Source organism: Singulisphaera chitinilytica, from assembly GCF_049331405.1.
Lineage (GTDB): Bacteria > Planctomycetota > Planctomycetia > Isosphaerales > Isosphaeraceae > PoT.
In genome coordinates, this window is sequence record NZ_CP186274.1 from 2522256 (window position 1) to 2546612 (window position 24357).

General features: G+C 66.2%; 14 protein-coding genes. 9 read left to right on the forward strand and 5 right to left on the reverse strand.

The window, feature by feature from the left end; translation table 11 throughout:
* Positions 1 to 20: 20 nt before the first annotated feature.
* Both ACOYYX_RS10125 and ACOYYX_RS10130 read right to left on the reverse strand, forming a co-directional pair.
* Positions 21 to 1511: an APC family permease gene (locus tag ACOYYX_RS10125; protein WP_422929805.1), complete on the reverse strand. Its 1491-nt coding sequence runs from the start codon at positions 1509 to 1511 to the stop codon at positions 21 to 23.
* Positions 1512 to 1648: 137 nt separating this feature from the next.
* The gene (locus ACOYYX_RS10130; RefSeq protein WP_422929806.1) at positions 1649 to 4027 is read right to left on the reverse strand and encodes a M28 family metallopeptidase; all 2379 of its coding nucleotides are present in this window, start codon (positions 4025 to 4027) and stop codon (positions 1649 to 1651) included.
* A 557-nt stretch (positions 4028 to 4584) separates the two neighbouring features.
* Between ACOYYX_RS10130 and ACOYYX_RS10135 the strand changes: the two genes are divergently transcribed.
* The 6 genes from ACOYYX_RS10135 to ACOYYX_RS10160 all read left to right on the forward strand — a co-directional run bounded on the left by ACOYYX_RS10135 (position 4585) and on the right by ACOYYX_RS10160 (position 15474).
* On the forward strand, positions 4585 to 5115 hold the full coding sequence (locus ACOYYX_RS10135) for a hypothetical protein (protein WP_422929807.1): 531 nt from the start codon (positions 4585 to 4587) through the stop codon (positions 5113 to 5115).
* Positions 5116 to 5221: 106 nt separating this feature from the next.
* Positions 5222 to 6928, forward strand: coding sequence for a vWA domain-containing protein (locus tag ACOYYX_RS10140; protein ID WP_422929808.1), 1707 nt, complete (start codon positions 5222 to 5224; stop codon positions 6926 to 6928).
* Positions 6929 to 7134: 206 nt separating this feature from the next.
* On the forward strand, positions 7135 to 9744 hold the full coding sequence (locus ACOYYX_RS10145) for a sigma-70 family RNA polymerase sigma factor (RefSeq protein ID WP_422929809.1): 2610 nt from the start codon (positions 7135 to 7137) through the stop codon (positions 9742 to 9744).
* Positions 9745 to 9931: 187 nt separating this feature from the next.
* Positions 9932 to 12919: a PVC-type heme-binding CxxCH protein gene (locus ACOYYX_RS10150; RefSeq protein WP_422929810.1), complete on the forward strand. Its 2988-nt coding sequence runs from the start codon at positions 9932 to 9934 to the stop codon at positions 12917 to 12919.
* A 227-nt stretch (positions 12920 to 13146) separates the two neighbouring features.
* On the forward strand, positions 13147 to 14745 hold the full coding sequence (locus tag ACOYYX_RS10155; RefSeq protein ID WP_422929811.1) for a M14 family metallopeptidase: 1599 nt from the start codon (positions 13147 to 13149) through the stop codon (positions 14743 to 14745).
* 48 nt (positions 14746 to 14793) lie between these two features.
* The gene (locus ACOYYX_RS10160; RefSeq protein WP_422929812.1) at positions 14794 to 15474 is read left to right on the forward strand and encodes a GNAT family N-acetyltransferase; all 681 of its coding nucleotides are present in this window, start codon (positions 14794 to 14796) and stop codon (positions 15472 to 15474) included.
* Positions 15475 to 15590: 116 nt separating this feature from the next.
* Here the strand turns inward: ACOYYX_RS10160 and ACOYYX_RS10165 are convergent, their stop codons facing one another.
* On the reverse strand, positions 15591 to 16121 hold the full coding sequence (locus ACOYYX_RS10165) for a hypothetical protein (RefSeq protein WP_422929813.1): 531 nt from the start codon (positions 16119 to 16121) through the stop codon (positions 15591 to 15593).
* Between the two features lie 605 nt (positions 16122 to 16726).
* Between ACOYYX_RS10165 and ACOYYX_RS10170 the strand changes: the two genes are divergently transcribed.
* From ACOYYX_RS10170 to ACOYYX_RS10180, 3 genes are all read left to right on the forward strand, one after another.
* Positions 16727 to 18106, forward strand: coding sequence for a DUF1501 domain-containing protein (locus ACOYYX_RS10170; protein WP_422929814.1), 1380 nt, complete (start codon positions 16727 to 16729; stop codon positions 18104 to 18106).
* A gap of 382 nt (positions 18107 to 18488) precedes the next feature.
* Positions 18489 to 18986 carry an RNA polymerase sigma factor gene (locus ACOYYX_RS10175; protein ID WP_422929815.1) on the forward strand — a complete coding sequence of 166 codons (498 nt, stop codon included), beginning with the start codon at positions 18489 to 18491 and terminating at the stop codon, positions 18984 to 18986.
* Positions 18987 to 19003: 17 nt separating this feature from the next.
* Positions 19004 to 22135: a YfbK domain-containing protein gene (locus ACOYYX_RS10180; protein ID WP_422929816.1), complete on the forward strand. Its 3132-nt coding sequence runs from the start codon at positions 19004 to 19006 to the stop codon at positions 22133 to 22135.
* 28 nt (positions 22136 to 22163) lie between these two features.
* On the opposite strand, the gene ACOYYX_RS10185 is transcribed toward ACOYYX_RS10180, so the two are convergent.
* Together ACOYYX_RS10185 and folP are read right to left on the reverse strand one after the other, a co-directional pair.
* A complete protein-coding gene (locus ACOYYX_RS10185; protein WP_422929817.1) occupies positions 22164 to 23441 on the reverse strand; it encodes a glutamate-5-semialdehyde dehydrogenase in 1278 nt (425 codons plus the stop codon).
* Positions 23438 to 24286, reverse strand: coding sequence for a dihydropteroate synthase (folP, locus tag ACOYYX_RS10190; RefSeq protein WP_422929818.1), 849 nt, complete (start codon positions 24284 to 24286; stop codon positions 23438 to 23440). Before folP ends, ACOYYX_RS10185 begins: the two co-directional genes overlap by 4 nt.
* Positions 24287 to 24357 lie beyond the last annotated feature (71 nt).

The following is a 24357-nucleotide window of genomic DNA, read 5'->3' on the forward strand; positions in this document are numbered from 1 at the left end:
GGCCTTTCCTCGGTGACGGGTCAGACCTCGGCGGGGACCATCTTTGCGGAGTCCCTGAGCTTGCGGCTGAACACCCAGTACGCGGGCAAGCCAAGTGCAATGATCGCGAGGCCGGCGAACGACTCGGCCGGGGTCTGAAGCAGCATGTTCCCCAGCAGAGTGACGGCAGCGATCACGTACACCAGCGGGGTGATCGGATAGCCCCAGGTCCGATAAGGACGATGGAGTTGGGGGAGCTTGTACCGGAGCACAAACACCGACGCGATCGCCAGGAGGTAGAAAAGGTTCGCCCCGAAAATCACATAGGTATAGAGCACCGTGTAGAGCGGGGTCTGATTCAGCTTCGTCCAGGCCGCGAAGATGGGCCCGGGCAGGCTGCTGTTGACGGAAGGCGCCGGGGCAATGATCAGGGCGGTGCCGATGATCGTGAGCGCGACGGCCCAGGCCCCCTGGGTGAAGACGGCGTTGGCCGGGGTCTGGAACCGAGGATGGACCCGGCAAATCCTCGCGGGGAAGAGGCCGTCGCGGGCCATCGCGAAGTAGGCCCGGGGACCTGTCAGGGCGTTGCCGTTGAGCGAGATGAACGTCGAGGCCATCACCACCAGGGAGATCGCCATGACCCCCTTCGCACCCAGAAGTTGGCTGCAATACGTGGCCGCCACCGCCTTGTCGGCGGCCTTCTCCGCCCCGAGGGCCGCGATCTCGGGCAGGGGGAGGACCCAGTGATAGGCGAGGGTCATCGAGATGTAGAGCACGATGAGCACCCCCATCCCGAAGATCAGCGCGCGAGGGATGTTCTTCTCGGGCTCCCGGACTTCCTCGGCGAGCGGCGTCACGTTGATCCAGCCATCGTACGCCCAGAGGATGCCGACCATCGCCGCCATCATCCCGCTCATCAGCTTCGGCTCGAACGCGGTCGGCCAGACCGGGGACAGGTGCGACGAGTCGCCGCCCCCGACGATCCAAGGGAGGGCGATCAGGGCCAGGACACCCCCCATCTTGAGCGCAGTCCCAGCGACTTGCAGCTTCCCGCCCAGCTTGGTGCTGAGGATGTTGATGAGGGTGACCACGCTGATGGCGATCACGGCCGCGGCGGCCTGCCAGACTTCGTTGCGGATCGACCCGGGGGCGGGGACGAGCTGGACGAAGTAGCGAGCGAAGGCCGCGGCGAGCGTCGCCATCGAGCCGGCGCGCACGATCAGGAACTCGGTCCACCCGAACAGGAAGGCCGGCAGCGGCCCGTACGCCTCACGCAGGTAGACGTAGGGTCCGCCCGCCCTCGGCAGCATCGCCCCCAGCTCGGCGAGTGTCAGGGCACCCGCCGCGCTGAAGATCCCGCCGATGACCCAGGTGAGGACGATCGGACCCAGGAACGGGACGTCGCGGGCGACCTCCGCCGGCACGATGAAGATCCCCGATCCGATGACCGACCCGACCACCACGCAGAAGGCCTCGACGGGGCCCAGGACCCTGGGCAGCGACGCTTTGTTGGATGGCGTCTCGGAACTCATTGGCAAAACCGTCCTTCGTTCGTTCTCGCGTCGTCTCCCACCGCGGCTGTTCGGTTTCTCTCGGCTGGCTGGCAATAGAGGCGAAAGCGGCGCGTCAAACCCTTCGCCTCATCAAACTTGATGCGGATGCGTTCCGACTATTTGGCGGCCTTGAGGGCCGCGTCCATGGCGTCGGTCGCGGCCTTGATCCGGTCGATGAGGGCGGGGACCTGCTTCGCAAGCATCTCGTTATTGCCCTCGAGGATGGCCTGCCGGACCCCGGGGAGCGGCCACGAGGCATAGCCCGTCGTGAGCCCCGGAGCATACACGGCGTGCTTGAACCAGGGGCGACCCGGCAGCCCTTCGGCCATGAGGAAGGCCCGCTCGATGCGGTTCAAGGCGGAGTTGACCCGCACGAGCCGATCCTTCGACGGTTCCTCCCCCTCCGTGAGCCCCTTCGTCGCCTTTTCGAGTTCCCCTGCCTTCTCCTGGAACGCCTTGATCGAGGCGATAAGAGGGCGGAGCCCCTCGAAGACGATGCCGTCCTTGGGGAACTCCTTATCGGTCGACTTGATCCTGCGTTCGACGATCCGCCGGAGGTCGTCGACCTCGTCGCGGAAGGCCTCGCCGTAGGGCACGAACGAGAACGGCAAGACTTCCGCCGCCGCGGCCCGCATCATGAGCACGGTGTAGAGCCGAGCGGCCATCGTGTGCGTGAGGAACTCGGGATCGCCGAACTTCTCCATCCAGGTGAAGTCGTCGTAGATGGAGTGATAGACCCCGTAACGCCCGCTGAACCCGGCGTCGACGCAGGGGATGCCCAGGTGGTCGAGGAACGCCGTGTAGTCGGATCCCGACCCGAGTGCATCGAGCTTTGGGGTGAACTTGGAAGGACGGCCCTTGTCCTTCTCATCCCAGAGCGGGTCGGGCAGGTCGAGCGACGCCTGGCCCGCCCATTGGGCCCGACGCTTCTCCAGGAAGATCTGCTTGAGCGAACGCCCCGAGCGGACGTCGGTGATCGTCCCCAGGGCATCGAGGAACCAGTCGCGAAGCGAGGGGACGCCATCGACGTCGAGGTCCATGCCGCCGACGGCCACGTCGACGTTGAGGACGAGCGTGGCCTTCTCGTCGAGCTCCTTGGCATGCTCCTCGGCCCATTCCGTCGAGCCGACGAGGCCGTATTCCTCGGCGTCCCAGCTCGCGTAGACGAGGGTACGCCTGGGCTTCCAGCCGTGCTTGACGGCGTCGCCGATCGCGCGGCAGGTCTCCATCGTCGCAGCCGTCCCGCTCCCCGGGTCGACCGCGCCGTAGACCCAGGCATCGCGGTGGTTGCTGAGCAGGACCCAGCGATCCGGCTCGACGTCCCCCTTGATGGTCGCGATGACGTTCCAGATCGTCCTCAGCTTGTAGTCCATCTGAGTCGAGAAGCTAACCTCAGCAGGTCCCGGCCCGATGTGATACGCGAACGGCAAGCCCCCTTGCCAACCCGAGGGTACGACCGGACCGCTCAGGGCCTCGAGGATCGGCCGTGCGGATTCATAGCTGATCGGCAGGGAGGGGATCTCGGCGAAGTAGTCACCTCGGACGATCCCCGCCTTCTTCTCCCAGTCGGGCGGGACTGCGGAATGTGACCCGCCCCCCAACCCAAAGTTCATCGCTTGCAACTTCTCAGGGGGCAAGGGGAGGCCGAATAGGGGATCGATCGGGAGCCTGTCCGCCCCTTTCACCGACGGGCCGAACGGCGTGGAGGGATCGCCGGGGCCGAGGGAGAGGAACTGGACGCTGCCGCGCTGGACGGCCGAGGGTGCGCGATAGGGTCCATCGGGATAGATATCTCCCTTGGCATAGCCATCATCCCCCGGGTCGGAATAGATCAGGATCCCCCTGGCCCCGTGCTTCTGGGCGTTGCGGACCTTGAGCCCACGGAAGATCTCACCGTAGCGTGTGAGGAGGATCTTATCGCGAACGTCGATGCCGAGCCGCTCGAGGGCGGAGAAATCTTCGAGACGCCCGTAGTTGGCGTAGACGACCTGCCCCAGGGCATTGCCCGAGATCCCGTAGCCGTGGAAGGCGGGGAAGGCCGTCCGGCTCGCGGAATCCTTGTCCGACGCAATCGCGTCTTCAGTGATGCCGAGCTTTTTACGGGTCGGCTGGATCAACTCGAGGGATGGACTCAGCGGGACTCCGTCGGGATTACCAAACGCCATGGCGGGGTAATTGAGCAATACCTCGTATTCAACAAGCTTGGCATCCCAGCCCCAGTCCCGGAGCTTGTCGCGGACGAAGACGGCCGTCTTGTAGTCGCCGGGGGTCCCCGCGACGTGGGGCTCCTCGGTCAGGGTGCGGAGCCAGGCCCGGGCCTTGTCGGGGGCCGGCACGGCGAGCGCCCGCGATTCGGCCTTGAGCTCTTCGGCTCCGGTACTCGAGAAGAAACCGAGGGGAGGCTTTGAGGGGGGATCTTCCGCAAATCCAGGCGAGCCCAACAAAACCACCAGCGCCGCACAGGCGAGCGGCGCCTTTAACCAGGGTTTCCTCATGAAAGGCCGCCTTCTGAAATGAAATCGGATGCTTGACAGGGCCAATGCGCGGGGCCACACTCAGGCGCTGGAGATCGATGCTGGTCAGCGAAGATACGGCGCATCGGTCCCCGATTCCAGACCCAATCGTTTCGTTCCCCAATCCAGCCCGATGCGGATCGAGGCGGCCATTTGTCGAACGCATTGATGCGTCTCTCGACATGCATGTCCCCGGCACGGCCGCGCATCGATCCCGGCGTCACCCGCGTTCATTTGGAATCGAACATGGCCCCTTACCTGGATCTTTGAGCGCTCGACCCGGGGCGGGGATGTGTCGCCGTCCGGCCGCGCATCCCGAGTGTGCTTGAAAGACGAGTCGGTTGATACATTTTGTCCCGTCCCCCGCGAGCACCTCGGCCCGTATCAACGCTCGCGGGGCCGTCGTCGTCGCAGTGAGAAGGCAAAGCGGGATTTTCCTCGCAAGGGATGACGGACGGAGCCGCTTGCGTTCGTGCGAGGCCCCGGGCCTGGTTTCAAGCTTGGCGTCGAAGGTGCGATGACTTCCAAGGAGAAGTTCCATGGGTTTGTCTTTCACTGTGGGCGGCACCAGGGGGACGTTCGACGAGGGTTTCGCGACGGAGGTAGCCGGGCTCCTGGACAATGCCTTCGGCGCCGAGGGGGATTGGGAAGGGACTCCCCCCAGCCATTTCGGTGAGCTCGCCGACAGCGGTTGGAGCGACCTGCAACGAAGGGCCGCCGAGGAACTCGGGGCCGACGCCCTTCCGAACCTGCTGGCCCTGGGGGACGACGGCCGCGGGGTCTACCTGCCCGCGCACGTCCAGGCCGTGTCGTTGCCCCTGTCCGCGGGGGGCCCGCTGCAATGCGCCAGCCTCCCCGGCCTGAGGGAAGAGCTCGAGGACCTGGCGAGCCGCTGGGACCTCGGCCTTGACGACGACGCGTTGAAGGACCTGCTCGTCGTGCATCTCGACCCGGACGATGGCTGGGTGGCCGACTCGCCAGAGCTCATCGCCTTCGCCCGGCTCGCCCTCGCCGCGAACGAGGCCGTCCGGCGCGACTGCCCCCTCTGGCTCGTCGGGAATCGCCCCTGAATCTCTAAGGGAATGCTCCCCGGGTCGTAGATAGGGAGGAACCACCCGTCCCCGACCTTCGTCAAAGGGAGGGGTGGATTCCACACGTCTTCCAAGGAGCTTTCGCATGCGATTCGCACGAACACCCGGCTGGGGTTGGTCGGCCCTCGCCTCCGTGGCAATCTCGGCCAGCTTTTCCGGCTGCGGCGAGGAAGGCAAGTTCAACGCCAGGAACATGGATTCGAGGATCGTCGTGGAGACCCCGTCAGGCGCCACCGCGCCGACGCCCGCTGCGGCCCCAGCCCGACTCGGCCAGGCGACCGCGGCGAAGTCGGAATCCCCCCCAATGGCCGGCATGATGTCCGGTCCTGACTCGGTCGTGGACGGCAATGCCAAGGAGGCCCCCGTCCCCGATGCGGAAGGCTATAGCCGGATCGTCGAGAACCCGTTCATCCGGGTGGCCAACGAGCCGCTCTCGACCTTCTCGATCGACGTGGACACGGCCAGCTACTCGAACGTGCGTCGGTTCCTCACCCAGAACCAGATGCCCCCGAGGGACTCCGTCCGCCTCGAGGAGTTGCTGAACTACTTCCCCTATGATGACCCCGCGCCGACGGACGGCGAGCCGTTCTCGGTCAACGTCGAGGTGGCGGGCTGCCCCTGGAACGCGGAGCACCGGCTCGCCCGGATCGGCCTGAGGGGCAAGCCCATACTCGATGGGAAGCGACCCATCAGCAACCTCGTGTTCCTGCTCGACGTCTCCGGCTCGATGGACACCCCTAACAAGTTGCCGCTCCTGAAGGCCTCGCTGGCGCGGATGGTGAACGAGCTCGGCGAGAATGATCGTGTCGCGATCGTCGTCTACGCGGGTGCCTCCGGGATGGTGCTCGACTCCACGTCCTGCATGAACAAGCCCGAGATCCTGTCGGCGCTCGATCAGCTCCACGCCGGAGGCTCGACCAACGGCGGCGCGGGGATCCAGCTCGCGTACGACATCGCGACGAAACACTTCATCAAGGGCGGCACGAACCGGGTCATCCTGGCCACCGACGGCGACTTCAACGTCGGCGCCACGAGCGAGGACGACCTGATCCGCCTGATCGAGGCCAAGGCCAAGAGCCATGTCTTCCTGAGCGTCCTCGGCTTCGGCATGGGCAACCTCAAGGACGGCAACCTCGAGAAGCTCGCCGACAAGGGCAACGGCCACTACGCCTACATCGACACGATGCAGGAGGCCGCCAAGGTGCTCGTCGAAGAACTCGGCTCGACCCTGGTCACGGTGGCCAAGGACGTCAAGATCCAGGTCGAGTTCAACCCCACCAAGGTCGGCGCCTACCGGCTGCTCGGCTACGAGAACCGGCTCCTCGCCAAGGAAGACTTCAACGACGACGCCAAGGACGCCGGCGAGATCGGCGCGGGGCACCACGTCACCGCCCTCTATGAGCTGATCCCGCCGGGCAAGGAGAAGGACCTGCCCCAGGTCGACCCGCTCAAGTACCAGAACCAGCCGAAGCAAAGCGGGACGGAAGTCGCCAGCCCCGAGACCCTCACGGTGAAGCTCCGCTACAAGGCCCCCGAGGGGGATAAGAGCAAGCTCATCGAGCGCGGGGTCGAGGACAAGGGGACCGACCTGGGCCACGCCTCGAACGACTTCAAGTTCGCGACCGCCGTGGCCGGCTTCGCGATGCTTCTGCGCGGCTCGGCGGAGAAAGGCTCGCTGACCTACGGCGGCGTGCTCGAACTGGCCGGCTCCGCCCTCGGCGATGACAAGCCGGGCTATCGCAAGGAGTTCCTGGAACTGGTCAAGAAGGCCGAGTCGCTCTCCAAGCATTGATCGCCGGTCCGCATCGGCGAAAGCTCCCGACCACCCGGCCGGCATCGTGTGACGAGGCACGATGCCGGCCTTCGTCGTTGATGGGTACAAACGCCATCGAATCTGGTCGATCCCGCAGGGGGTGACGATTTCGCGAGGAACTTGGAAAGAATCTCCGGGACCGTGCAAGGTAAGGGTAGATCACCAGGGCCCAGGGGTTTCCCGCCATGTTCGAGAGCGAATCGCCCGGCGTTCTGCGCGATGTCAGGACCCTCTTCGGGGTGGGAACCCTCGCCGCCGCTTCTGACGATCAACTCCTCGAGCGCTTCCGCAATCGGGATGACGACTCGGCCGAGGCCGCCTTCGAGGCCATCGTCAGGCGCCACGGCCCGATGGTCTGGGGCGTCTGCCGCCGATATTTGAACGACCCCAACGACGTCGCCGATGCCTTTCAGGCGACGTTCCTGATTCTCGCGAACCGGGCCGACTCGATACGAGGTTGCAATCACCTCTCTCGCTGGCTCTACGGCGTGAGCCGAAAGGTCGCGACGCGTGCCCGGCGAATGTCGGCCCGGCGGCTCGCCCGGGAATCCCAGGCCCTGGGAAATTTCGCCGCCCCTCGACCCGATCCCGACCGGGCCGAATGGTTCGAAATGCTCGACCTGGAGATCAGCCGACTCCCCGCTCGCTACAAGGATGTCGTGGTGCTCTGCGACCTCGGGGGCCTCACACACGAGGAGGCGGCTCATCGGCTCGGTTGCGCCGTGGGGACGATCGGCAGTCGGGTCTCCAGGGCCAGAGAGCGGCTCCGAGCCGGCCTGACGCGCCGCGGGTTCACGCTCTCGGCCGGGGCCCTCGCGGCAGGGCTCGAATCCGAGTCCATCGCGGCGATCCCGCCCGCACTCGCGGCCTTGACGGTTCGTACGGCCGTCCTGTCGTCGCAGACTCCCGCAGTCCTGGGCACGTCCGCCGTCGCGAACCTGATGCGAGGCGTCATGACATCCATGTTCATCGCCCGCTTGAAGCCGATCGCCCTGGGATTCCTGATGGTCGTCGTCGCGGCGGGCGTCGGCCAGATCGTCGTCTTCGGCCGGCAAAAACCCCGAGGACAAGCCATCGACCGGGCTATCGGTTCCCAGAGGGGCGTTAGAAAGCCCGAGGCGAGGCCCTCGCTCGCGCGGGCGGATGCCCCCACACAGACCAACGCCAAATCCGATCTCGACCCGAAGGTTCTGGCCGCGACCAACCTGGCCCGCTCGATCCACACCCAGGCCTCGGCCATCGACCGACTGCCTCGCTTCAGCTATCAGGTTCGTTACCGATATGGGCCGGTGGATTCGATGCGAACCGTGGATGGGACACTTGAACAATTCCGCCAGAGCCTCGAAGCCCCGGTGAAGGCCAAGGACTGGTTCGGCGCGTACCTGATGAGCTTCTCCTGGGACGAGGAACGGTTCATGTACGAAATGCTCCCGGGCGAGGCCGACCTCAATTTCGATCAGCGATTCTGGACGAGGAAGGACGGCTGGGAACGCCACGAAGCCCGCGACAAATCGTCGGTGAATTACGTGCGGACGGCCGGCCCATCGCCGCTCTGGAAACATCTGACCTACTTCGAATACAGCTACCTCCGGCTGACCCCGCACACATTCTGGTGGGGACGGAATGCCGAGTGGAATGGACAAACCATGCACCTGATCCCCCCCGAAAGGGTGACCTGGAGGAAACTCGAGGCCAATCATTTCGGGGGCGAGATGTGCGATGTCGTGGATTCGATCCGCAGGAAAGAACGGCTCTGGATCGGTCAAGGATCCAAGCGACTGCGCGCAGTCCTCTCCTATGGCGTCAATCAAGGACCAGCCAAATCCATCAAGTTCTACGAGACCGACGCCATTCGGCGGATCGCCGGCAAGTCATTCGGATCGCAGAGGGATTACAGTAACTGGAGCCTTGGCGAGGCGACCGAACAGCAGTCGATCGACATAGCCCTTGCCTGGGCAGAGTATGAGGGCGACCCGATCGACCCCAAGATCGAACCGAACGAACTGGCGATGTTTGACGATTATCGCGAGGTCGCGCCGGGGGTCTGGCTACCGTTCGAGGAGGTTCGCGTCTTCAGGCACGCCTCGGACGAGGTGCCGCACAAGCATAAGCTGCTACGATCCGAATTGCATGTGGAACAGGTCCGGACCGATCAGGTCCTCGCAGATCGGTTCTCGTCTCTCCTGCCGAAGGACGGGGATCAAATCCAGGACCAGCGGTTCCAGGTCCCGGTCGACTTCGAGTTCCGAGCCGACCGGAGCGACGACGAGATCCGCAAGCGTGCCGAGGCCGAGTACACCAAACGTCTCGAGGGGCAGGAGATCGTCAAGCGGCTGGTGCAGCCGATCCAGGATCTCGTCGGCAAGCCCGCTTCGCCTCTGCCCGCCGAAGGCTGGGTCGGCGAGCCGGCCGATGACCTGGCGGGAAAGCCTTACCTGCTGCACTTCTGGGCGACGTGGTGCGGCCCCTGCAAAAATGACCTGCCGATGCTCAGGTCCTTGCACGAGCGAGGCGTCAAGATCGTCGGCATGCACCCCTCCGGCACGACAGCCGCGGAGGTCGAGAAGGCCATGCGCGACAACCGGTTCATCCACCCGACATTTCTCGAATCGGCCAACGCGGGTGACTCCTTTCGACCCAGGATCGCCGCCTATCCGACGGGCATCTACCCCTATTACATCCTCGTCGATGCCAGGGGGATGGTCGCCGGGCATGGGCATCTGATGGAACTCATGAAGCGGTTCGGCATGGGGAGCCTGATCGGCGAAAAGAGCGAGAAGCCGGCGTCGCGATGAATCCCGACGACTCGGCTCGCGGCCAGGGACAGGAACGAGGTCGGATTGGCGAGAGTTCGCGAGGAATTCGGTTGCCCACTTACACGAGGCGACCGGGGCGGTATCTTCTAAAGGCATGCAAACCCGCCCGCCGGTCCGCCGGTGTTGTCCCTCCTATTAGCCTCGCCGACTCTCAGGAAGCTGCCGTATGCGACCCTACCCGATCCTGCTGACCTCGCTCCTCCTCGCAACTTGGCCTCAACAGGGCAAGGCCGAGGAGCCCGACCTCGCCAAGGAACTGCCGCGGATCAAGGCGACGGAGGTCAATCAGGCACGCGCGACCTTCAAGCTCCACCCCGGCTTCCAGCTCGACCTCATCGGCTCCGAGCCTCTCGTGCGGAGCCCCGTGGCGGCCTGCTACGACGCCGATGGCCGGCTCTACGTCGTCGAGATGCGCGGATACCCCTATCCCGAGGCGCGTCCGACCGGCGGCGTCAGCCGGCTCGAAGACACCGACGGCGACGGCCACTTCGACAAGCGGACCGAGTTCGTCACCGGCCTCTCCTGGCCGACGGGGATCACGGCGTATGACGGCGGCGTCTTCATCACCGAGGCCCCCAATATCTTCTATGCCAAGGACACCGACGGCGACGGCATCGCCGACGTCAACGAGAAGCGGTACACGGGCTTCGGCACCCAGAACGTCCAGGGGCTGCTCAACGGCCTGCTCTGGGGCACCGACGGATGGATCTACGGCTCGGCCGGGACGAACGGCGGGGACATCGAGGATCTCAAGCGGCCCGGCTCGAAGCCCGTCTCGGTCCGGGGCCGCGACTTCCGGTTCAAGCCGGACGGCTCGGCCTTCGAGGCGATCTCGGGGGGTGGTCAGTTCGGCCACACCGTCGACGACTGGGGCCACCGGTTCGTCTGCAGCAACAGCAATCACATCCGCCAGGTCGTCTTGCCCGCGCGTGAGGTCGACCGGAACCCGGCGCTGACCGTCCCGGCCGTGACCACCGACATCGCCGTGGAAGGGGGTGCAGGACCGGTCTTCCGGATCAGCCCCCCCGAACCCTGGCGGATCGTCCGCACGAGGCAGCGCGTGGCCGACCCGGCGTTCGTGAAGCGCTCGGCCCCGTCGGAGTTGCACGCCAGCGGCTTCTTCACGTCGGCCACCGGCGTGACGATCTACCGGGGCACCGCCTATGCCCCCGAATACCGCGGCAACGCCTTCGTCGGCGACGTCGGCGGCAACCTCGTCCATCGCAAGACGGTCGCGGAGCAGGGCTCGATCTTCGTCTCGAAGCGCGCCGACGAGGGGATGGAGTTCCTGGCCTCGAGCGACAACTGGTTCCGCCCCGTCAACTTCGTCAACACGCCCGGCGGGACGCTGCTCATCCTCGACATGTACCGCGAGACCATCGAGCACCCGATCTCGATCCCCGAGCCGATCAAGAAGCACCTCGACCTCACCAGCGGCCGGGACCGGGGCCGACTCTACGAGATCCTGGCCGTCGGTTCCAAACGTCGCGTAGGCAAGCCCGCCCTGAGCAAGGCCACCACCGCCCAGCTCGTCGCGACGCTCGCCGACCCCGACGCCTGGTGGCGAGAGACAGCCCAGCGCCTGCTCATCGAGCGGCGCGACGCGAGTGCGATCCCGCTCCTCAAGGAGGTCGTGAAGACTCGCCCCTCGGCCCTGGGCAGGACGCACGCGCTCTGGACGTTGGATGTCCTCGGTGGGATGGACGAGGCCTCGAGCATCGCCTGCCTTAAGGACGAGGAGCCCCGCGTCCGCGAGCAAGGAGCCAGGCTTGCCGGAGCAATCGCGAAGTCGAGCCCGGCCGTCCTCGAAGCGCTGCTGGTCCTCGCCTCCGACGCCAACCCGATGGTGCGATTCCAGACGGCGTTGACCCTGGGGGATGTCGCGGATTCCAGGGCCATCGATGCCCTCGCCACGATCGCCGCGAGCGACGCATCCGACCGCTGGACCCGGGCCGCCGTGCTCAGCTCCGTCGCCAAGCGAAGCCGATTGCTCATCGAAGCCCTGGGCTCAAAGCCAGGATTCTTCGACGGAGCCAACGGCCGCGAGTGGCTCGCGGAGCTTGCCACGATGGTCGGGGTCGAGAATCAGGCCAACGACATTCAAGCCCTCCTGGATCGGTTCGCGAAGCCAGGGACCGACACGAGCCTCGCCCTCAACATGATCCTGGGCCTGGGCGAAGGCCTGAAGCGTTCGGGAGGCTCCCTCAAGGCCGCCCTGCAAGGCCCGGCCGCCGCGAGGATCGCGCCGCTGTTCGAGAACGCCGCGAAGGTCGCCGAGTCGGCTGAGGCCACGCCGGCCGCCCGCATCGACGCGATCCGACTCCTGGCCCTGGGCTCGTCCGACTCCGCGTTGAAGATCCTGCCGAACTTCCTCGATGCGAGAGAAGAGGCCGCAATCCAGGTCACCTCGATCCAGGCCCTGGCCGATCTCGCCGATCGTGGCGTCGGCGAGGCGATCGTCGGCCGCTGGAAGGCGATGAGCCCGGCCGTCAGGCGCGAGGCGGCCGAGGCCCTCTTCGCCAGGCCCGACCGCGTCGCCGCCCTGCTCGACGCCGTCGAGGCCAGGACCATCGCCGCGACGGAGTTGGATCCGGCGCGTCAGAAGGTGCTCATGACGAGCGGCGACCCGAAGCTCCGCGAACGCGCGATCAAGCTGCTCGGGAACGATTCGAGGCCCAACCGCGCGGCGACGCTCGCGCAGGCTCGCAAGGCGCTCGAACTGGCCGGGAACCGCGAGCAGGGCAAGGCCGTCTTCACCAAGACCTGCGCCACCTGCCACAAGGCCGAGGGGCAGGGGGCCGCCGTCGGCCCCGACCTGGCGACGGTCGCCGGCCGCACGCCCGAGGATCTCATCGTCCACATCCTCGACCCGAACCGGGAAGTCGCGGCCAACTACGTCAATTACGTGGTCGTGACCAGGGATGGCCGGAGCCTGACGGGGATCATCGCCGAGGAGACCGCCGGGGCCGTGATCCTGAAACGCGCCGAGGGGGCCACCGACACCATCGCACGCGGTCAGATCGAGGAGATCAACTCGCTCGGCCTCTCCCTCATGCCCGAGGGGCTCGAGCAGAGCCTCGACCCGAAGGCGCTCGCGGACCTCATCGCCTTCATCCGCTCGCTCCAGCCCACGGCCAACCCGCCGGCCCGTTGATCGTCGCAACCTGATCCAGGTCAACGGTCCCGCCTCCTCGCGATCCGACGCGGAGAGGCGGGGCCTTTCGTTTCGAAGGCCCCCTCCGATCCGCCGGCCCCCTTCCTGACCGACCAGCACCTGCCTATGATTTGGCCATCCGATCGGCGTCGCCCCGGGCCTTCGATCTTCGAGGCCGCCCATGTCCTGGGGGCGATCGCCTGGTATCGAGGTCCGAGGTCTCGCCCATGCTCTCGATCTGCGCCGCGCTTGCCTGCCTCGTGGTCGGGGCCGAGCCGATCATCCCCGAGGACTTGAAGACCGTCGCCGAGAAGAGCCGGTACCGGGCCACGGCTCGTTATGACGATGTTGTCGCGCTGGGCCGAAATCTCGCCGCAAGCTCTCAACTGGTGACGCTCTCCGAGTTGGGGAAGACCTGGGAAAACCGCTCGATCCCCCTCTGGATCGTGGCCGATCCGCCGGTCTCCACGCCCGAGCAGGCGGCGGACTCGAACAGGCTCGTGGTCCTGCTGGTCGGGAACATCCACGCGGGCGAGGTCTGCGGCAAGGAGGCCCTGCCGATGCTCGTGCGCGAACTGACCGCCAGGCCGGGGCATCCTCTATTGAAGGATCTGATCCTGGCCGTCGTGCCGATCTACAACGCCGACGGCAACGAGCGAGTCTCGAAGGACAATCGGCCGGGCCAGCACGGGCCGGAGCAGGGGATGGGCATCCGGACCAATGCCAGGGGGCTCGACCTCAACCGCGACTTCATGAAACTCGAGGCCCCCGAGAGCCGCGCCCTCGTGCAGTTCCTCACGGAGTGGGATCCCGCCCTCGTCGTCGATACGCATACCACCAACGGCTCCTTCCACCGCTTCATCCTGACTTACGAAGGGGCCAAGAACCCGGCCGGCGACGAGAGGCTCATCCGCTTCACGCGCGACGCCATGTTCCCCGAACTGACGAAGGCCTATGAGGCGAAGTCGGGCCTCCGCACCTTCTTCTACGGCAACTTTGAGCACGACCATGCCGAGTGGACGAGCTATCCCGGCGTCCCCCGGTTCGGCACGACCTACGTCGGCCTGAGAAACCGCCTCTCGATCCTCACCGAGGCGTACGCCTATGCCTCTTACGCCGACCGCATCGCGGCGACGCTCGATTTCGTCCGCTGTACGCTCGAATACGCCACCAGGCATCGCGCCGAGATCCAGCCGATGCTCGCGCAGGCCCGTGCGAAGACCATCGCGTCGGGCGAAGATCCCAGGGGGGACGACCTCGTCGCCATCCGCTCCCAGCCTCATGCCTTCCCCGAGTCGGTCATCGTGCCGGGCTTCGTGGAAGAGCAACGGGACGGCAAGGCCTCTCCCACCGCCACGCCTCGCGACTACCGCGTCTCGCTCGTGCAGGACTTCCGGGCTTCCGCGACCGTGCGACGCCCCTACGCCTATCTCATCCCCTCGGCGCACCGGAACGTCATCGACACCCTAAGGGCGCATGGGATCCGACTCGAACGACTCGGCGATGAGGCGGACCTGGAAGTCGAACGCTATCGGGTCGACTCCAGCACCAAGTCGACTCGGCTGTTCGAAGGTCACAACACGATGGACGTCGCCGTTACGGCTCGCGCTCAGGTCGAGCACGTCCCATCAGGGACCATCGTCGTACGGACGGCGCAGCCGCTCGGGAGCCTGGCGGTTTACTTGCTCGAGCCGCACTCCGACGACGGCCTCACGACCTGGAATTTCTTCGACGTTGCTCTGGCCGTCGGGAAGGACTTCCCCGTCCTCCGCATCCCAGCCAAGCGGGAGTTGACGACCCGGCCTTTCGCCCCCGCGGGCTCCTGAGGCTCATCAAAATCGCGTGGTCAGGCCGGACGAACACGAGATCGAATCATGCCCGAATCTCTGCTGGATAATGTGATCTGGTCCGCGCTGACGACCCGGCAAAGCTACATGGCGATCGGCGGCGCGAGGGCGAGACGCTATCCCGCCGACATCGCCCCATTCATGGCCCTGGACGCGAACGCCCCGGACGCCTTCGTCGAGATGGCGAACCTGGCCCAACCTGGCGAGACGCTCTACCTCCTGAACGCGACGCCGCCCATTCCCGGCCCCTGGGAGATCGAGCATGAAACGAGCGTGGTCCAGATGCTCTACACGCACCCCAAGCCGACCGCGGCGACCGATGCGGAAGCTGTCATCCTGGGGGCCGATGACGTCGCGGATATGCTCGAACTGACGGCCATCGCCTTCCCGGAATTCTTCCGCCCCGGGACGATCGAGATGGGGACGTACGCGGGGATCCGCAAGGACGGCAGGCTCGTCGCCATGGCGGGCGAGCGTTTGTATCTGGACGGCTTCCGCGAAATCAGCGGGATCTGCACCCATCCCGACTACCGAGGTCGCGGCTATGCCCAGCAATTGACCTCGTTCATGATCGAAGGAATCCTGCGTCAGGGCCTGACGCCATTCCTCCACGTCGGTGCCGAGAACTATGGGGCGAGGCGTGTCTATGAAAAGCTCGGATTCGTCGAGCGTCAAGCCTCGCCGACGCTTCGCCTCAAGCGGACCTGAGAGGCGTCAGCTCGCCCAGAGAACCGGCCAATGCGTTCCCGCGTGCAGGTCTCATCTATTTATCATGGCATGTTTTACGTGAAACGCTGAGATCGATTCGATTCACCCACATTGGCTCAGGACGCCATCTTGTTGGCTTCGGACGTGGGCCGGGGAGTGGAAGCTGGCAGGCTCGCCTTCGCCTCATCGTCCGAGCGGCCTTCGGTGGCCATCCCGCTGGCCGTGGGCTCTCCAGGCCGCGGGAAGGGCAAGGTCTCGACCCGAGAGGTTCCAGGACGAGTGCAACGCAGCTGGGTTCCGCTTCGCGTAGAACGCCAGGGGATCCAGGAGAGAGACCGCAACGAAGACGTGGTCGTCCCGGAGAGATGAGACCGGGCTATCTCGTCCGATCCGCGATGCACCCTGATGCTGGTAGGGCCGAGGCCACGCACGAGCGCGGCGGGGATGGGGACGAGGACGATGAGGCCCCCCGCGGCATCGAGGATGGCGGGCGCAGACCAGGGGCCGTCGAGGCCTCGGGCGGCGGGCATCCGGGCGACGACCTCGCCCCGCGTCGGGTCGTAGGTGACGGCCACGGCGAGCATCGGGTGGTCGGGAGCCACCTTGCGAGCCTCGGCGCGAGTTCGGAAGAGGCGAGAGCGGGTCATTCTCGGGATCAATGGGGATCCGGGGGACCAGTCCGCGCACGCAACGGCATAGAGCATTCCAGATCGCTCCGAGATGTCGTGGGGGGTGGGGGTCCGAATCGCGAGCCGATTTGACGTCGGGCTGACGCTTCCCACCCTTTCGCAGCATGTATGCCAATCCAACACCAAGGCCGCCGACGAATATAAGGCTCGACGCAGACCCGCTTATTGTGGCCATATTTCCAATAGGCCCGATCAATGGGGATCTACCAATAAAGCAGACAGTCTCTCGCTTGAGTGTGTATTTTCAACGCGTTTCATCTTGCCTAGCTGAAACAAGCCGAGGCCCATCGTGGATTGATTCAGAGAGCAAGCTCGAACGTCCATCCGGGAGAAATTTCAAGGAGTCGCTGGTCCTCTTGGACCTTTCTCCCCGGGATCGGGCCATGGCTTGTAATTCTTACCGACCCCCTTCTTAAAAAAACTGCATATGCCTTTCCTCGGAAGACCTGGGCAAGAGATTTCCCTTGGCTCGACGGCCAGCAAATGTTAAACTTTTCGAGATGAATGGTTGTCAGTCGGCCCGGTTTTGATCCGACCTGGGTCACCGAACCTGGAGACGAGCGATGAACCAACGGGGACGAGACAGGGGAACGGAAGGTCTGCTCAAGCGCCGGTCGTTCCTCCAGGTGGGGTACTCGGGGCTGCTCGGTATGAGCCTGCCGGGGGTACTGGCCGGCAAGGCGGCGGTCGCGGCCTCGCCGACGACGGGTCGGGCCAAGTCGGTCATCGTAATCCTGCTGAGCGGCGGACTCGGGCAGCATGACTCGTTCGACATGAAGCCGGAGGCCCCCGACGGGATCCGGGGCGAGTTCAAGCCCATCGACACGGCCGTCCCCGGGATCCGGTTCTGCGAGCATCTGCCCGGCCTGGCCGCCCGCTCCGATAAGCTGGCGGTCGTGCGGTCGATGTCGCATCCCGAGGGGAACCACCTCGTCGCGGTTCACCATGTCCTGACGGGGCATCCCAGCACCCCTCGAGGCGCCAGCGACCTCGACCGCGTGGCTTCGCGCGATGACTTCCCGTGCTACTCGGCGGTCGTTGACCTCCTGAACCGCCGGCGAGACGGCATCCCCAACGGCGTGGCCCTGCCGACGCGATTGGTGGAAGGGCCGCTCACCTGGCCAGGCCAGGATGCGGGGTTCCTCGGGCCGAGGCACGACCCCTGGCAGCTCCGGCTCGACCCGAATCGCCCCGAGGCCCGCGACGACAGCCTCTCGCTCCCCGAAGGGCTCGACTCGGAACGGCTCCATCGCCGACGCCACCTGATGAGCCAGGCCGCCGTCCCGGTCCCCGGCGACGCGTTCGTGGATCAGCAGGATTCGGCCCTCGCGCTTTTGACAAGCGGGAAGGTCGGCAAGGCCCTCGACCTCGATAAAGAGGATCCGAGGATGCTCGACCGCTATGGTCGTCACCTCTTCGGCCGATCCCTGCTCATGGCCAGGCGGCTGGTCGAGGTCGGCGTCCCGATCGTGCAGGCGGCGATGGGGATCGTGCAGACCTGGGACACGCACGTCGCCAATTTCCCCCGGCTGAAGGACGAGCTGCTCCCGCCTCTCGACCGCGCCGTCTCGGCCTTGCTGGACGACCTGAGCGTCCGCGGGCTCCTCGACGAGACCCTGGTCGTGATGCTGGGCGAGTTCGGCCGCACCCCGAGGATCGCCCCCTTGACCCCGGATGCCGTCCCCGGCCGAGACCACTGGCCGGCCGTCTTCCCCGCCGTGTTTGCGGGGGCGGGGGTCGTGGGAGGCCAGCTCATCGGCAAGTCGGACCGGCTCGGGGCCTACCCGATCTCGAGGACCTTCGGCCCGCCCGACCTCGCCGCGACGATCTACCATGCCCTCGGCATCGACCCCGGCACCGAGATCCGCGACCGCCTGGGCCGACCCCTCACGCTCTGCAAGGGGGAGCTGATGTCCCCGCTCTACACGACCGCCGCGATTTGAGCCTCGAAGACAAGTCGAGCGTCCGACGCAACGCCTCCTGCAACCGCCGGGGGCGTTGTTCGTTTCGCGTCCGGCGATTCTGTGCGCCCCCATGATGAGCGGCTTCTACAATGCGATCCTTGCGTTGCGGAGGAGATGCGTGGTCTGATCCTGGCTCCGTGCGTGCGTATCGTGCCCCCCGTCGCAAAGCCGAATGTCCCGAGGTCGGCGAGGCGCTCGCTCGGGTCCCTTTCGACCCGCCCAGGGATGGGGAAAGGGGGCTTTGGATTTTTTTCTAAGAAGCCGGCGGGTCGAGCGTTGACTGGATGTACTCGACATCGTTCCTCTCCGAGCAAGCCGCATGGCAAGGCTTACGAACTCCGCTGACAACGGTCCGTGGGTCTTGGCGGCCGTTTCCCGGTTCGAGGGGCCGCTGACGCTCTACGCCGCGAAGCTGCTGGGCGATGCCGAGGCTGCGCGTGACGTCGTTCAGGAGACGTTCTTGCGTCTCTGTTCCCAAGATCAGGCGACCATCGAATCCCGGCTGGCCGAATGGCTGTTCACGGTCTGCCGGAACCGGGCGTTCGATGTCTTGAGGAAGGAAAGTCGCATGACCCGGCTGAGCGACGATCAGGTCCTCCACCACACCAGCCCCGATCCTTCCCCGACCGAAGTCGTCGAACGCCGCGACTCCGCCGAGCGGGTCCTCGACCTCCTGGAAACCCTCCCCCCCAACCAGCGTGAAGTGATCCGCCTGAAGTTCCAGAACGGCTTCTCCTACCAGGAGATCAGCCGGATCAGCGGGCACAGCGTCACCAACGTCGGCTACCTGCTCCACGTCGGGCTCAAATCCCTCCGCCAACAACTGCTCGACGGCCGGCCGGCCGAAGCGACCTCGTGAATCGAAGGAGATGCGTGATGACTTTCGACGCCAGTGATCCCCGGCTGACCGCCTACGTGCTGGGCGAGCTCGCCGGAGCCGAGCAGGCGGAAGTCGAAGCGTTGCTCGCCGAAGACGGGGACGCCCGGCAGTTCGTCGACGAGATCCGGGAGACGGTCTCCCTGCTCACCGATCAGCTCAAGCGCGAGCCGAGCCCGGGCCTCTCCCCCTCGCATCGCGAGAGCATCGCCTCGGTCTTCATGCTGCCGACGGTCGAGGCCCCGAGGCCCTCGAGCCGTCGGCCGGGCCGGATCTGGAGGCCGCTCGCCATCGCCGCCAGCCTGCTCGTCGCCGGCACCGCCGCCTGGCTCGCCAGCCCCTTCGGGCGCCTCGGACGGGATGGACAGGAAGCGTCCGGCCGCGTGATGGCCAAGGCGCCCGCTCCGATTCTCGCCAATCGCGATGCAGAGCGGAAGCCCCTCGGATCCATCGAGGAGATGGCGCCCGGCATGCCCGGGCTCGCGGCCAGGGATCGCGTGACCCGCGCCGAGCCGACGCTCCTGGCCCAGGCCCCGGCCCCTTCATCGGCACCGGCGGATGCCGTCAACGAGCCGAGGGTCCTCTACGATCGGAAGCCCGAAGCCGACGCGCAGGAGCCTGTCGTCTTCGCCGAGGCCGAGAAGGGCCCCGATCGCGATGAGCTCTCGGCGCGGCTGCGGTCGAAGAGCTTGGCCGAGACCAAGCTGGTACCGCAGGAAGAGCGGCAGGCCCGCAAGACGCTGGCGATGGACACTCGCAACCTGCCGGTGGGGGGCGACAAGGTCATCCCAACTTACGACGCCAAGGAACCAGCTCCCGGGGATGGTGTTCCGAGGTCACGACAAGCTTACGACCCCGGCTATCCGTATGCGGCGGGCCCCATGCGGGGCATGAGCGCGGGCCAGAAGTCCGAGGAACCGCAGCTCTCGGCCTCGCGTGGAGCCGGACGCGTGTCCAACATGGGAGGCATGAGCGCGGCGGCCGCGCCGGCCGTCAGGATGCGGGGAGGTGACCCCATACCTCCCCCTCCCGCGGAGGCCCCAGCACCGGCTCCGGTGGCGGCTCCCCTCTCCTCGCCCGCGATGGACAGGAGCCATTCCCCCAGCCAGTTCACCGAGATGCGCAAGGCTCCACCCGCGAAATCGGCCCTCGCGCGATCGCAAAAGCCGGGGTCTCAGGACAAGAAGTCGTCGGAGGTTCAAGACAGGGAGGGCGAGAAGAGTTCTGGCGCCATGGCCGACCTCCAGGACGCCGCGAACAGCTCGCAACCCGGCGACAAAGCCCCCGTGCCGACCCAGAAGCAGAAGGGTGATTCAGGGATGTCGGTCCAGAACGCCCGGGCGTTCGCCGGGGGCGAGCAACAACGAGATGGGAAGGCCGAACCCGCGCCAAACGCTCCCAGCTCGGGCTCGAAGAATCAGGCCCAGGACTATCGGCAGCTCGCCCGATTTCAGAGCGGGGAGTCGGCTGGCCAGGATGCGTCCAAGAGCCCGAAGATGTCCATGCCCAGCAACGCCCCCCAGGGGCCGCAGGGCAATACTTCGAATTTTTACAGGAAGGCGAACCCAAAAGCCGGAGAGCAGCCCATCTCCCAGAAGGAGGAGGGAGCCAGGCGTGAACTGGCGGACGAGGCCAAGCAGCAGATTCAGAACATGGGAGCGGAGGCCCTGTCCCAGCTCAACGGGGAGGCCGTCCGCAACAATCAGCAGGAGGTCTTCGCCCCGATCGTCGACAACCCGTTCGTCCCGACGGCGGCCGAGCCCCTCTCCACCTTCTCGATCGACGTCGACACGGCGAGCTACTCGAACATGCGGCGTTACTTGAGCCAGGGGCAGTTGCCCCCGCCCAACGCCGTCAGGATCGAAGAGTTGCTCAATTACTTCCCCTACAACGACCCGCCGCCGACCGGCAACGACCCATTCTCGGTCCGCGTCGAGATCGCCGGCTGCCCCTGGAATGGGGATCACCGGCTGGCCCGCATCGGCCTCCAGGGTCGGCCGATCGCCCAGGACAAGCGCCCCGCCAGCAACCTCGTGTTCCTTGTCGACGTCTCCGGTTCGATGGAGGCGGAGAACAAGCTGCCCTTGCTGAAGGCCTCCTTGCGGAAGCTTGTGGAGAACCTCGGCGAGAATGACCGCGTGGCGATCGTAAAGTACGCCGGGGAGTCGGGCCTGCACCTCCGCTCGACCTCCTGCCTGCACAAGGCCGAGATCCTCTCCTCCATCGACCAGCTCTTTGCGGGGGGCTCGACCAACGGCGGGGCGGGGATCCGACTTGCCTATCAGACGGCCAGGGCGAACTTCATCAAGGGGGGGACGAACCGGGTCATCCTCGCCACCGACGGCGACTTCAACGTCGGCGTCACCGACGACACCGAGCTCACGACCTTGATCCAGAACGAGGCAAAGACGCAGGTCTTCCTCAGCGTCCTCGGCTTCGGCAAGGGGAACCTCAAGGACGCCAAGCTCGAGACGCTGGCGGACAAGGGGAACGGCCACTACGCCTACATCGACGACCTCGCCGAGGCCCAGAAGCAGCTCGTCGAGGAGATGGGGGCGACCCTCGTCACCATCGCCAAGGACGTCAAGATCCAGGTCGAGTTCAACCCGCTCAAGGTCGGGGCCTATCGCCTGATCGGCTATGAGAACCGGATGCTCAACAAGGTCGACTTCAACGACGACGCCAAGGACGCCGGCGACATCGGCGCGGGGCACCACGTCACCGCCCTCTACGAGGTCGTGCCCGCCGGCAAGGAGAACGAGAAGGAGCCCGCCGCCGTCGACAGGCTCGAGCTCCAGAAGGCCCCCGTCCCCGACCCGCTGCGGCAGGAGTCGCTCCTGGTCAAGCTGCGGTACAAGGAGCCGGACGGCGATGTGAGCAAGCTGCTCCGCTTCCCGCTGGTCGACGGGGGCACCGACTACGCCAATGCCTCCGAGGACCTGAAGTTCGCCAGCTCCGTCGCCGGGTTCGGCATGCTGCTGAGGAACTCGCCGTACAAGGGGACCCTGACTTACGCCGGCGTCCTCGAGCTTGCCAACGCCTGCGTCGGCAAGGATCCGTCGGGCTATCGTCGCGAGTTCCTGAACCTGGTCCGTCGGGCGGAAGAACTCGGCCGTCAGTTGATGCGTTGAGAGACGCGGACTGACGGCCGTCGAAGGCTCACTCGCGGATCTGGCCGTCGCCGTAGACGACCCACTTAGTGCTCGTCAGCTCGCGGAGACCGCAAGGGCCTCGGGCGTGGAACTTATCGGTGCTGATGCCGATCTCGGCGCCGAGGCCCAGCTCGAACCCGTCGTTGAAGCGGGTGCTGGCGTTGACCATCACGGCCGAGCTGTCGACCTCCGCCACGAACCGGCGGGCCGACCCGAGGTCACGGGTCAGGATCGCCTCGGTGTGCCCCGACGTGTGCCGGGTGATGTGGGCGACCGCGGCGTCGAGCGAGTCGACGACCCCCACGGCCAGGATCTTGTCGAGGAACTCGGTATCCCAGTCGCTCGCCGTCGCGGGGACCATGCTCGGGACGAGCGCCCGGCTCGGCTCGTCGCCACGAAGCTCGACCCCCAGGCCGTTCAGGGTCTCGGCGGCCTTGGGCAGGAATTCGGCGGCGACCTTGCGATGGACGAGCAAGGTCTCGGCGGCGTTGCAGACGCCCGGGCGCTGGACCTTCGCGTTGACGATGATCTTGATGGCCGCATCCTGGTCGACGTCGGCATCGACGTAGATGTGGCAATTGCCCTGATAGTGCTTCAGGACGGGCATCTGGGCTTCCTGCGCGACCCGGCGGATCAGGCCTTCGCCCCCGCGGGGGATCGCCAGGTCGATGCGCTCGGGCATCCGGAGCAGGTGGCCGACGGCCTCGCGGTCGGTCGTCTGGACGAGCTGCACGGCGTCGGCGGGGAGCCCCGCGCGCTCGAGCTCATCGGCCAGGATCCGATGCAGGATGCGGTTGGAGTGGATCGCCTCCTTGCCGCCTCGGAGGATGGCCGCGTTGCCGCTCTTGACGCAGAGCGCGGCGGCGTCGAGCGTGACGTTGGGGCGGCTCTCGTAGATCATGAAGACCACGCCGAGCGGGACCCGGATCTGAGTCACCTCGAGGCCGTTGGGGCGGCGGCTCGACTGGAGCACCTCGCCCAGGGGATCCGGCAGGGCCGCGACTTCCAGCAACCCGGCGCCCATCTGGGCGATCCGCTTGGGATTCAGAGTGAGCCGGTCGATGGCGGCGGCGTTCAGGCCGAGGCCCGGGGCGGCCTCGACGTCGAGGGCGTTGGCCTCGAGGATCTCGGCGGCCCGCTCCTCGAGCGCCCGGGCCGAACGCGTCAGCCAGGCGTTCTTGGCCTTGCCCGGGGCGACGGCCATCGCCCTCGAGGCGACCTTGGCGCGGTCCGCGAGGTCTCGGCATTCGGTCAGTAGATCGTTGGCCTCAAGCACCTGGCTCATGACGTTTTGTCCCAGCCCTGGGTCGCGTTCCAGACTTTGATGGCATCGACCATGGCCGCGACGTCGTGGACCCTCACGACGTTCGCCCCTTGCACGGCCGCCGCCAGCGATGACACCACCGAGGCGGTCGCACGTTCGCGGACCTCCCGGCCCGTCAGTAGGCCGAGGAAATTCTTGCGCGAGGTCCCCACCAGGATGCTGCATCCCAAGGTGGCAAACTGATCGAGGTTACGCAAGATCAAGAGGTTGTGCTCGGCCGTCTTGCCGAACCCGATCCCCGGATCGATCGCGACCCGATTCCTGGCGATCCCGAGCGCCTCGATCGCGTCGACGCGCCTGGCCAGGTAGTCGCGGACCTCGCGGACGACGTTCTCGTAGTGAGGGTTGACCTGCATCGTGCGGGGAGTCCCCGCCATGTGCATGACCACGACCCCCGCGCCCGTCTCGGCTACGACACGAGCCAGGGCCGGGTCGCCGGTCAGCCCGGTGATGTCGTTGATGATCGTCGCGCCGGCCTCGACGGCCTTGCGGGCGACCTCCGCTTTAGTCGTATCGACCGAGATCGGCACCGAGACCAGTTTGCTCAGGCGCTCGACGACGGGGATCACCCGTCTTAACTCCTCCTCGACCCCGACCGCCTCGGCCCCGGGTCGGCTCGACTCACCCCCGACGTCGAGGATATCCGCCCCCTGGGAGACGAGTTCCTGCGCATTCGTCAGGGCGTCGTCGAGGGCCAGGCTCCTGCCGCCGTCGGAGAAGCTGTCCGGGGTGACGTTGACGATCCCCATGACTTTGGGGACGCGATCCCCCACGACAATCCGACCGCAAGCCTCCCAGACCCTCATCGTTTCTCGACCTCGACGATGCGATTGTGATCCGCTCCAACCTTGCCTTATCTTATACCCCAGCCCAAGAG